Source organism: Streptomyces sp., assembly GCF_035563135.1.
Classification (GTDB): Bacteria; Actinomycetota; Actinomycetes; order Streptomycetales; family Streptomycetaceae; genus Streptomyces.
Genome location: NZ_DATMVN010000212.1, coordinates 1 through 10,812, shown reverse-complemented (window position 1 = coordinate 10,812; position 10,812 = coordinate 1). Strand labels below are relative to the sequence as shown.

The 10,812-nt window shown below is 72.0% G+C and carries 11 protein-coding genes; 5 read left to right on the top strand and 6 right to left on the bottom strand.

Going from position 1 to position 10,812, the window contains the following annotated elements; genetic code table 11:
• On the top strand, positions 1-591 hold a 591-nt coding region (locus VN520_RS09365), incomplete at its 5' end, for a class E sortase (RefSeq protein WP_325746396.1).
• Here the strand turns inward: VN520_RS09365 and VN520_RS09360 are convergent.
• Both VN520_RS09360 and VN520_RS09355 read right to left on the bottom strand, forming a co-directional pair.
• Positions 586-3,015 carry a glycoside hydrolase family 65 protein gene (locus VN520_RS09360; protein ID WP_325746395.1) on the bottom strand — a complete coding sequence of 810 codons (2,430 nt, stop codon included), beginning with the start codon at positions 3,013-3,015 and terminating at the stop codon, positions 586-588. The two genes, VN520_RS09365 and VN520_RS09360, sit on opposite strands and share 6 nt — an antisense overlap.
• Positions 3,015-3,776: an HAD-IA family hydrolase gene (locus VN520_RS09355; protein WP_325746394.1), complete on the bottom strand. Its 762-nt coding sequence runs from the start codon at positions 3,774-3,776 to the stop codon at positions 3,015-3,017. Before VN520_RS09355 ends, VN520_RS09360 begins: the two co-directional genes overlap by 1 nt.
• A 176-nt stretch (positions 3,777-3,952) precedes the next feature.
• Here VN520_RS09355 and VN520_RS09350 point away from each other — a divergent pair, with 176 nt between their 5' ends.
• Positions 3,953-4,171: a hypothetical protein gene (locus tag VN520_RS09350; RefSeq protein WP_325746393.1), complete on the top strand. Its 219-nt coding sequence runs from the start codon at positions 3,953-3,955 to the stop codon at positions 4,169-4,171.
• 182 nt (positions 4,172-4,353) lie between these two features.
• Here VN520_RS09350 and VN520_RS09345 read toward each other — a convergent pair whose 3' ends face one another.
• From VN520_RS09345 to VN520_RS09335, 3 genes are all read right to left on the bottom strand, one after another.
• On the bottom strand, positions 4,354-5,169 hold the full coding sequence (locus VN520_RS09345) for a transglycosylase family protein (RefSeq protein ID WP_325746392.1): 816 nt from the start codon (positions 5,167-5,169) through the stop codon (positions 4,354-4,356).
• 209 nt (positions 5,170-5,378) lie between these two features.
• Positions 5,379-6,113: a peptidoglycan recognition protein gene (locus tag VN520_RS09340; protein WP_325746391.1), complete on the bottom strand. Its 735-nt coding sequence runs from the start codon at positions 6,111-6,113 to the stop codon at positions 5,379-5,381.
• A gap of 93 nt (positions 6,114-6,206) precedes the next feature.
• Positions 6,207-6,848, bottom strand: coding sequence for a ScbR family autoregulator-binding transcription factor (locus VN520_RS09335; protein WP_325746390.1), 642 nt, complete (start codon positions 6,846-6,848; stop codon positions 6,207-6,209).
• A gap of 105 nt (positions 6,849-6,953) precedes the next feature.
• On the opposite strand from VN520_RS09335, the gene VN520_RS09330 reads away from it, so the two are divergent.
• On the top strand, positions 6,954-7,865 hold the full coding sequence (locus VN520_RS09330; RefSeq protein ID WP_325746389.1) for a ScbA/BarX family gamma-butyrolactone biosynthesis protein: 912 nt from the start codon (positions 6,954-6,956) through the stop codon (positions 7,863-7,865).
• Positions 7,866-7,869: 4 nt separating this feature from the next.
• On the opposite strand, the gene VN520_RS09325 is transcribed toward VN520_RS09330, so the two are convergent.
• Positions 7,870-8,634 (bottom strand): SDR family oxidoreductase, encoded by a 765-nt coding sequence (locus VN520_RS09325; RefSeq protein ID WP_325746388.1) that lies wholly within the window; start codon positions 8,632-8,634, stop codon positions 7,870-7,872.
• Between the two features lie 179 nt (positions 8,635-8,813).
• Between VN520_RS09325 and VN520_RS09320 the strand changes: the two genes are divergently transcribed.
• Positions 8,814-9,722 (top strand): quinone oxidoreductase family protein, encoded by a 909-nt coding sequence (locus tag VN520_RS09320; protein ID WP_325746387.1) that lies wholly within the window; start codon positions 8,814-8,816, stop codon positions 9,720-9,722.
• A 28-nt stretch (positions 9,723-9,750) separates the two neighbouring features.
• Positions 9,751-10,812 (top strand): acyltransferase family protein (locus tag VN520_RS09315; protein WP_325746386.1); only part of this gene is annotated, 1,062 nt, incomplete at its 3' end.

Sequence of the window (10,812 nt, the reverse complement as noted above, 5' to 3'; positions counted from 1 at the left end):
CCTCCCCCGGCCGCTCCGGCGGCAGCGACGGCCGACGCGGCGGGGGCCGCCGGCCTCCCGTCCGACCGGACCGATCCGCGCACGGAGACCGCTGAGCTCACCATCCCGTCGATCGGTGTGACGGACCTGCGCGTGGTCCCGTACGAGGGCACGACGGACGACGGGCCCGGCACCCGTGTCCAGGACCGCGGGGTGGCGGCCAGCCCGTACGGCGAGGAGGGCGGCGTCGGGCCGGGCGAGACCGGTAACTACCTCGTGACGGCCCACCGGCTCTCCGCCGGGGGTCCGTTCCGGGACCTGCCGGCACTGGGGAAGGGCGACTTCGTCCTCGTCACCGAGGGCCGCACGGTGTACGAGTACAGGATCACCGGGACCCGGCAGACGTCCTTCCGGTCCGAACGTTCGCTCGCCGAGCAGCGGGCCGAGGTGCCGGGCGAGCCGGGCAGGAAGCCGGCCCGGGCGATGATCACCCTCTCCACCTGCGCGACCCCGGAGGACGACGCGGCCGGGAACTTCTGGCGCGACGCCCACGGCAATCCGGAGCACCGCATCGACAAGATCGGTGTCCTGGTGTCCGCACGGGCCTCATGAGCCGTCCGGCACGGCGTCCGGCAGCTCCAGCCACCGCGCCGTACCCGGCTCGATGACGTACGCGCTGCCGTCCAGCTTCACCCGTACCCCCGGCCGTTCCGAGTCCGGTACGGCGATCCGCAGACGCTCGGCACGGAGGCGCAGGTCCACGTCCCAGTGCCGGCGGAAGCGGAGCCGCAACCGGAACTTCGAGAGCTGGGGCAGCGTGGCCGGCGCGAGCCACAGGGCGTCGTCCCGGGTCTCCAGGCCCGTCATACCGCGCTGCACGAAGTCGAGGGTGCCCGCCATCGCCCCCAGGTGGATGCCTTCCTCGGTCGTACCGCCCTGGATGTCGGCGACATCGCCGATCAGCGCCTCCTCGCAGTACGCCCAGGCGTCGTCGCGGTGCACCCGGGCCAGGACCCAGGCGTGGACGAGGGAGCTGAGGGTGGAGCCGTGGCTCGTGCGCCGCACGTAGTGGTCGACGGTGGAGCGCCAGGTCTCGTCGTCGAGCTCATGGCCGAGCCGCCGGAACAGCGCGGCGAGTTCCTTGGGGGAGAAGAGGTAGCCCAGCATCAGCACATCGGCCTGCTTGGACGCCTGGTAGCGGTTGACGGTGTCGCCTTCCGCCTCCAGGATCCGGTCGAGGCGCCGGATGTTCCCGTACCGCTTCCGGTACCCCTCCCAGTCCAGCTCCTCCAGGTCCCCGTAGCCGGCGAACTGGCTGATGACACCGCGGTGACGGGGCACGTACAGCCGCCGGGAGATGTCGTCCCAGCGGTCCGTCTCCGCCGGGTCCAGCTGCATCAGCCCGAGGAGCTGCCGGCGCCGGCTGTCGGGCAGACAGTGCCAGAGCTCGCGCGCCCGTGCCAGCACCCAGGCGGCCGTCACGTTCGTGTACGTGTTGTCGTCGAGCCCCGCCGCGTCCGAATCCGGATAGGCGTCGTGGTACTCGTCCGGCCCGACGACCCCCCGGATGCGGTACCGCCCGAGGGAGTCGTCCCAGACGGCGCTGTCCGCCCAGAATCGGGCCACCTGGAGCATCATCTCGGCGCCCTTGGAGTAGAGGTACTCCGTGTCTCCGGTGGCCTGGCAGTACTGCCACACGTTGTAGGCGACGGCCGAGCCGACATGGTGCTGCAGCCGTGAACGGTCGGGCAGCCAGCGCCCCGAGCGGGGGTTGAGATGGACCTCCTGGGTCTCCTCGCGCCCCTCGTCCGCACTCTGCCACGGGTACATCGCCCCGGCCCTGCCCACCGCACGCGCGGCGGCGCGGGCCGCGGGGAGCCGCCGGTGACGGTAGTCGAGCAGGCCCCGGGAGATCTCCGGGAGGTGCAGGTTCAGGAAGGGCAGGACGAACAGCTCGTCCCAGAAGACGTGCCCCCGGTACGCCTCGCCGTGCAGCCCCCTGGCCGGTACGCCGACGTCGAGCTCCGCGGTGTGCGGGGAGAGGGTCTGGAGCACGTGGAAGAGGTGCAGCCGCAGGATGCGTCCCGGCTCGCCCGGGACCTCCAGCCTGACCTGCTGCCACAGGTCCGACCAGGCCTTGCGGTGCGAACTCAGCAGCCTGGAGTACGCCGGTGCGCCGTCGACCGCGGCCACGGCGGCCCGCAGCGGGCTGCCGATCGCCGGGTCCCGGGAGGTGAAGAGGGCGACCGTCTTGTCGACGACGGCGTCGGCATCCGGAGCCAGCGGGAGCAGCAGCCTCTGGTGGACCGCGCGTGGCTCCTGCCGGGGTTCGGCCCGGTGGTCGCCGTTCCGCTCCGGGCCGCAGGAGGCCGTGGTGCGGGCGGCCAGCGCGATACCGATGTCCGACTCCACCGTGCGGCAGCGCAGCCACACCGCGGACCCCGGCTCCGTGCCGGTCTCCCAGCCGGTGAGGTGGCGGTCGGCCAGCTCCCGGTAGCGCGCCACACCGAGGTTGCGGACATCGCCGTCGATCGCGGCCTCCACCTCCAGCTCGCCCGACCAGCCCCCGGCGGTGAAGACCGTGTGCAGCGCGGCGAGATGGGGGTCGCCCATGTGCACCAGGCGTTCCTGCTCCACCGTCAGCCGGCGGCCGTCCGTGTCCTCGTACACCGAGCGGCGGGTCAGTGTCCCGGCGCGCAGGTCGAGCCACTGCCGGTGGTCCGCGAGGTGGGGGTGGTCGGGGGTCAGCCACGGGCCGGGCGGGGCGCCGGCCGGGCGGACGCGGTAACGCAGCGGCAGCCAGTCGGGAAGGTTGACCATGTCTTCGTTCTCGACCTGGCGGCCCTGGACGGAGGAGGTCAGCCGGTTGTAGCACCCCGCCACATAGGTACCCGGGTAGTGCGTCGCGCCTGCGGATGTCTCGGGCGCGGCTCCCCGGGTGGCGAAGTAGCCGTTGCCGAGCGTGCACAGCGCTTCCCGCAGGCGCTCCTTCTCCGGGTCGTATCCCTCGTACGCCCAGATCCAGCCACGTGTCATCAGTCCTCCCCGTCGATCAGCAGATCCCCGGGATCGGCCACCACGAGATCGGCGCCGTGACGGCGCAGCGCGGCGGCTCCCTCGGGGCTGTCCGTCCGGTCCACCCCGACGACCAGCCCGAAGCCGCCACGCCGGCCCGCTTCCACGCCGGCCCGCGCGTCCTCCACGACAGCGGTCTCCCCGGCCGGTGTCCCCAGGCGCCGTGCCGCCTCGGTGAACAGGGCGGGGTCCGGTTTGCCGGGCAGCCCCAGGCGGTGCGCCTCGTTGCCGTCGACCACCGCCGTGAACAGGTCCAGGATTCCGGCCCCTGCCAGCAGCTCGGTGGCGTGCCGGGACGCGGACGCGGCGGCGAAGGGCACCCGCGCGTCGTGCAGCACGCGCAGAAGGCGGACCGTCCCGGGCCAGACCTGGACCGGGCGGGTACGCAGGCCTCGGGTGAACACCTCGTCCTTGCGTGCGGCGACGGCCCATATCGTCCCGGTGCCCGGAGGGTCGCCGGGGCTGCCCTCGGGGAGGCGGATCCCCCTCGACACGAGGAAGTCCGTGGCACCGTCCTTGCGCGACTTCCCGTCCACATGGCGCCGGTAGTCGTCCGTCTCGTCGAAGGGCCGCTGGCCTTCGTGGGAGGCCAGGCAGGCATCGAACGCCTGTTTCCAGGCCGCGGCGTGCGCCGGGGCGGAGTCGGTGATGACGCCGTCCGTGTCGAAGACCACCGCGTGCACGGAGAGCAGGACTGCGGCCGGTGACGGAGCGCGTGCCATGACCGGTGGTCCCTTCGTGGAGACGTCCCCCGTTCCATGGCACCAGGTTCCGGCCCGGTCCGCTCCTCGTGGCTTCCGGGGCAGCTTCTCCTGTCTGCCGGATCGAAGGACGGGACACACCAGGGTAAAAAGTAAGAAAAGTTTCTGTATGCCCCTTTTGGGGCTACCGTAAAAGCATGGCCAGAACCGAGCGTCAGACCGATCGGCAGGCGGAGTACGTGTGCCCGGCCTGCAAGCAGCCCGTCGCGACCGCGCTGGTGCGCCACAAGACCCTCGGCGTCTTCGTCCCGCACTGGGGTCCCGGGCCGTGCCACAACCCGGACTGCCACAGCTACGAGGGGGAGACCGAGGACGCCTCCGGCTCCGTCCGGGACGTGGACACCGCCCGGCGGTGACGGGAGCTCCGGGCCGGATCCGGCCGGGCCGGCGATGCGGGGGAAGAGCGCGGCCGTGGTGCCGTCCGGCGTCCGTGCCGGGCGTGTCGGCGCCGGCAGCGTGACCGGGCCCACCGCGGCAGCGGTCCGCCGGTGCTTCTGTCCGGCGGGGTGGCGTGTCCGCCGGTCCCGCGCCCCGGGGTTCAGGCGCTCAGGCGGAGCCGCTGGCCGGGGAAGATGAGGTGCGGCCCCTTGACCAGTACCTCCCGGTTCAGTTCGTGGAGCGCCTGCCAGCCACCGGGCACATCCGCGCGGGCCGCGATCACCGAGAGGCAGTCGCCCGGCTCGACGACGTACGTCTCCGCGTCGGCCAGGTCCCCGGAGTGGTGCGCCACGCCGCTCCCGCTGTCTGCGGAGCTGTCGTCCGCGGCCCCGGCCGGGCTGCCGGAGGACAGGCTGCCGGACGAACCACGGTTCGGACCGCCGGCCGGCTGCCACTCGGGGGCCACCTGCGCGCTCCTCCGGTCGGCACCGTCGGAGGACGACGAGGACGACGAGGACGACGAGGACGACGAGGAGCTCGACGTACCCTTCGCGCCGAGGCGTCCGCAGGTGGGCCAGGCGCCCATACCCTGCGAGCGGGCGACGCGTTCACCGACGGCGATCTGCTCGGCGCGGGTGGCGAGGTCGGCACGGGGGGCGTACTGCCTGCCGCCGTAGGCCTTCCAGGTGGAGGGGGCGAACTGCAGTCCGCCGTGGTAGCCGTTGCCGGTGTTGGTGTTCCAGCGGCCGTTGCTCTCGCACTCGGCGATGCGGTCCCAGTCCGTACCCGCGGTGACGGCCGGCGCGATGACGGCTCGGGCGGGGGCGGCCTGGGCCGGTGCCACCCGGGTGGGGACATGGGCCTGGGTCGGGGCGTCCGCGGCGCTGCGGCCGGAGAGGCCCAGCACGCCCAGGAGGACGAGCAGAAGGGCGAGCACCGATTCGACGGGCCGCTTGGCGAGGGGTGATGCCGGCATGACGGTATTCCTCCGCTGTGCTCCGAAAGGTGTGCAAGGGCACGAACAGGTAAGCCGCCAATAATCTTTTTACGGGGCTTTGACGCGTTCGACGCCCGCACATTCACTCGGGTGGAGGAACTTTCACCGCACTGCCCGGTGACGCGCACCGCCGGTCCGGCTGCCGGGCGGCGAGAGCGCGCACGGCTTCTCGGGCCGGGCGGGCAGGTCTACCGCTTCAGGTCCCGCAGCCTGGCCATCTCCGCACGGATCTCGGGTAGTCGAGCGTAGAGAGCTTCGCCGGGGCAGTACGTCGAGAAGGTGTCGCGGTGACCGGCCACGGCATGGAGGTAGACCACCTCACCGCGCCTGTAGAGACTCTCGTCGTTCGTCGAGACCATCCGCACGATGCCCCGCGGGTCGACGGCCCGGTCGAGCTTCCACGCGCCGACCTTCGCGATCCCCTCGACGAGCGCCTTCGGCACCGGCACACCGGGACCGAAGGTGCCGAGAGCCGCGATCCCCACACTGTGCGCGTTGAACCCGGTGGCATGAGCCCCGCGCACGGAGCGTCCGACCCCGCCCGCCCTGCCCTCGTACACGGTCCCGCAGCGGTCGACGACGAAGTTGTAGCCGATGTCGTCCCAGCCCTCGCCCCGGACGTGCGCCTCCTCCATCGCCCGGAGCATCTTCGGGGCCTCGGCACAGTCGTACGCGTTGGTGTGCCCGGTGTGATGCACGAAGACGGCCCTCACCGTCCCCGTGTACACCGCGTCCTCCTTCACCAGGCTCTCGTCCGCGTGCCACTGTGCCCGGGTGACGATCGCGGGCCGCTGGGCAGCGGCCGGCGCCGCCGGCTTCGCGGTGGCCCGCTCGGGCGCGGAAAGCCGTACCGGCGCATCCCGGAACACCAGGAACGCCAGCGGCACGACCATGGTGCACACGGCTGTTCGGCGAAGCCACATAGGGCCACCATGCGCGCTGACCAGCCACTTCGCAGGCACCCACACCCGATCGGGTGACATGGGGCAGCGCGCCCCGGGACACCGTCCGAGGGGTCAGGAGGCGGCGACGGCCTGCTGCTCCATGATGCGTGCCGCGCGGTGCGGGGAGGTGTCGAGCCGGGCCAGCACGCCCGGGACCGCGTTGTTGGGCAGGAGGAGTTCGAAGAGGGCGGAGATCTCCGCGACCAGCTCCAGCGGCTCGGCGATGGACTCGGTCACCAGCTGGACCCCGGTCCACGCTCCGACGAAGAGCCGGGAGGTGGCGCCCGGATCGACATGCGGAAGGAGTTCGCCCCGCTCCTTGGCCTCGGTGAGCATCTCCGTGCCGAGAGCGATCCAGTCCGGCCAGCGGGTGCCGAACAGCCCCCGTGCCCGTGGGTCCACGGACAACCGGATCGAAGCGCTGAGCAGGGGTTCCCGGGGGAGCCTGTAGGCGAGCAGGAGAGCCGTGTCCACCCACTCCTGCAGTTTGAAGGTCTGCGGAGTGACGCCTTCCGAAGTCACGGCCTCATGGAGGACACCTCGGGCGAGCTCCTCCTTCGACGTGAAGTGGAAGTAGAGCGCGCCCCTCGTGAGACCTGCCCGGTCGAGGATCGCGGCGATCGTGGCGGCGTCGTAACCGTGTTCGTCGAAGACCTCGGCAGCCGCCTCCAGGAAGATCCTGCGCGTGCGGATCGCCCGTTGCTGTCGTGCCAACTCGCGCTCCCCTTCGACGTGGCCTGACGTTTATTCAAAAAGTACCGGTGAACCGGTATCATATCAGCGCCATAATTCCCATTTTGCGCCATGCTGGGGAGGGCCGTGCCCGAAATACCCGTCATCCCGAACCCGCTGCCCGCCGCATCCGGGGCACAGGAGGGCGTGCCCGAGGAGTTCGTCCATCTCAGGCACTCCGACATGGTCTTCCTCACGGCCTGGCGACGCCGGGAAGATGGCGAGTTCTCGCTGGCGGCAAGGTGGCCGGCTCCCGCCACCGGCCTTCCCTACGACCCCCGGGTGCTCACACAGACCATCCGGCAGAGCGGGCTGGTCATCGCGCACGCAGCGTACGGCGTTCCACTCACCGGTCAAACCCTGCTGAATCACTTCGACTTCACCGTCACGCCCGGGTTCGGCGTTCCCTCCGAGGGGCACAGCGACCTCACGGTCGAGGTCTCCGTCAGGGAGCCCGGGAAGCGCGGCCGTACCGTCCATTCGCTCGGCATGGACGTCCGCGTGCTCCAGGGTGACCGCATGGTGGCCCGCGCGGACTCCGAGTTCGGCTGGGCCTCCCCGCGCGCCTACCGCCGGCTCCGCGGTGAGCACGGCGCCCTCGCCTGGAACACCTGGCCGCTGCCCGCTCCGGTCGATCCCCGTACCGTGGGCCGGGCCGCCCCGTCCGACGTGGTCCTGGCGGCCGGGGACGGGCCCCGCCACTGGCAGTTGCGCCACGACGTGGACAACGTCGTGCTGTACGACCACCCGGTCGACCACGTCCCGGGGCTCGTCCTGATGGAGGCCGCCCACCAGGCGGCGCTCGCCGCCCTGCACCCCGCGCCCTTCGAGGCGACGACCGTCACCAGCGCGTTCGAGCAGTACGCGGAATTCGACCGCCCCTGCTGGATCGAGGCGGAGATCCTGCCCGCCGCCCCCGGAGAGGCCTCGGTCCTGGTCACGGCGACGCAGGACGGGGAGGCGGTCTTCCGGGGCCGGTTGGGCGGTCCCCACGGCTGACGGCTCACTGGTTGATGAAGCCGCCGTCCACCGGCAGGACCGTGCCCGTGAGGAAGGGGCAGCGGTCGCTGAGCAGCCAGGCCGCCGCGTGGGCGATCTCCTCGGGCTCGGCCGTGCGCCCCTGCGGCGTACGGCTGTTGACCATCTCCTCCAGGCCGGGGTTGCGCCCGAACCAGTCGGCGGTGATCTCGCTGCGCGTGGTGCCCGGCGCCACCGCGTTGATCCTGATGCCCTGGTGGGCGTATTCGTCCGCGGCGGCCCTGGTGAGGCCGACGACGGCGTGCTTGGCCGCTATGTAGGGGGCGGCCGCCGGTATGGCCACCAGCCCGCCCACACTGCTGTTGTTCACGATGGAGCAGTTCCCGGTGTTCGGGAGCATGGCCGCGATCTCGTGCCTCAGGCAGTTCCAGACGCCGCGCACATTGGTGTCCATGACCGCGTCGTAGACGTCGTCGCCCATCAGGTGCAGGGGGGTCCGGTCACCGCCGAGACCCGCGTTGTTGAAGGCCGAGTCCAGACGCCCGTAGGTGCCGACCGTGAAGTCGACGGCACGGGCGGCGTCCTCGGCCACCGTGACGTCGCAGAGGACGTAGGAGGCCCGAGCCCCCTTGTCCCTCAGCTCGGCGACCAACGAGGCCAGTCGGTCCTCCCTGCGGGCGGCCAGGACGACCGTCGCGCCCTCGTCGCAGAACACCCGCGCCGCCGCCGCTCCGATGCCGCTGCTCGCCCCGGTGATCAGGACGACTCTGTCGTGAAGAAGATCGCTCATGGCCGCAGTCTGGCAGGCGGCCGGGCCGACGACCATGGTCGTTCACACCCCTGAGCTTCGACGCGGCGTCACGTCCATAACAGACCGTACGTACTGTTTTCGCCCCACTCCTGGCGCAGGACCGGCAACGGGTTCGCAGGGCCTCCAGCCGCCCTGCGGGCTGCGCGGTACCGTGCGGCATGCTCGCCATACAGTTCGACCGCTTCGGTGGTCCCGAAGTGCTCCGTCCCGTGGAACTGGCCGCACCCGTGCCCGGCCCCGGAGAGGTGCTCCTCACCGTCGAGGCCGCCGGGGTGAACTTCGCGGACACCCATCAGGTGGACGGCTCCTACCTCGGCGCCGACGCCCTGCCGTACGTCCCGGGCAGCGAGGTCGTGGGCCGCACCCCGGACGGCAGGCGGGTGCTGGCCCGGGTCTCCCACGGATACGCGGAGCAGGTGACCGCCAAGGAGTCCGGCCTCGTGGAGATCCCCGGGGAGCTCGGCGCCGCCCAGGCGCTCGCCCTGATGATGCAGGGACTGACCGCCTGGCACCTGCTGCGGTCCGCTGCCCGTCTCCGTGACGGCGAGAGCGTCGTCGTGCACTCCGCGGCGGGCGGCGTGGGCAGCCTCGCCGTCCAGCTGGCCCGGGAGTTCGGAGCGGGCCGGGTCCTCGCCCAGGTCTCCACCCCGGCCAAGGAGCGGCTCGTCCTCGGCCTCGGCGCCGACGCGGTGATCACCTACCCCCTAGCGGAGAAGGCGGACGTCGTCCTGGACGCCGTCGGCGGGGACCTCTTCGACCGGGCCCTGGACTCCCTGGCGTCCTTCGGCCGGCTGGTGACCTACGGCAACGCCGCCCGCACCGGCTTCACCCCGGTCGATCCGGCCCGGCTCGGCCGTCTCAACGCCTCCGTCGTGGGTTTCTGGCTGCGCCCCGCCCTCGCCGCCCCGGGCGCGGTCAGCGGCCCCCTGAAGGAGCTCTTCGCCCTGGCCGCCGAGGGCCGTCTCAAGCCCGTGACCGGCGGCAGCTACCCGCTCGCCGACGCCCGGCGCGCCCATGAGGACCTGCTCGCGCGCCGGACCACCGGAAAGCTGATCCTGCTCCCCTGAGCGGACCCGGCGACACTAGGGTGGCCCGATGCCCTCCCTGACCTCACGTCCACCGGGGCCGGCCGCCGCCGGGGCCGGAGCACCGGCGACCGCACCGCCCCGCCCCGGCCGCGACCCGTTCTTCGACAACGCGAAGTACCTGGCCATCGTCCTCGTCGCGATGGGGCACGCCTGGGAACCCCTGCCCGGCAGCGGGCGCGTGGTGGAGACGTTCTACACCTTCGTCTACACCTTCCACATGCCGGTCTTCATCATCATCGCCGGATACTTCTCGCGCGGCCTCGAACTGCGCCCCGACCGGGTGTGGAAGCTCGTCACCGGCCTGGCCGTGCCCTACGCCGTGTTCGAGATCGCCTACACCCTCTTCGAGCGCCTGACCGGCTCCCCCGCCTTCCCCCTGAGCCCGCTCACGCCGTACTGGCTGCTGTGGTTCCTGCCCGCCCTGTTCCTGTGGCGCCTCACCACCCCCTTCTGGCAGACGGTCCGGTGGCCCGTGGCACTCTCCCTGGCCATCGCGGCCATGGGAGCGGTGACCAGCAACATCGGCGGGGACCTGCAGCTCCAGCGGATCCTGCAGTTCCTGCCGTACTACGTCCTGGGCCTCCAGCTGCGGCCCGAGCACTTCGACCTCGTACGCCGCCGCGCCGTGCGCATCGCGTCCGTCCCCGTCTGCCTGGTGGCCCTGGCCGTCGCCTACTGGGCGGTGCCGCGCACGACGACCTCGTGGTTCTTCCGCCGGTACGGCGCCGAACAGCTCGGCTCCCCCGCCTGGGCCGGCGCCCCGGTGACCCTGCTGCTGTTCGCCTGCGCGCTGCTGCTCAGCGCCTGCTTCCTCGCCTGGGTGCCGAACCGCAGGCTGTGGATGACCGCTCTGGGGGCGGGCACGCTCTACGGCTACGTGCTGCACGGCTTCGTCATCAAGGGCGCGGTCAAGCTGGACCTCTTCGAGGCGGACATCGTCTCCACCCCGCAGGGCCGGCTCCTGGTGTCCCTCGCCGCCGCCGTCATGGTCACGGTCCTTTGCAGCCCGCCCGTCCGGCGGGTGTTCCGGTACGTCGTGGAGCCCCGGCTCGACCGGGCCAGGAAGCCG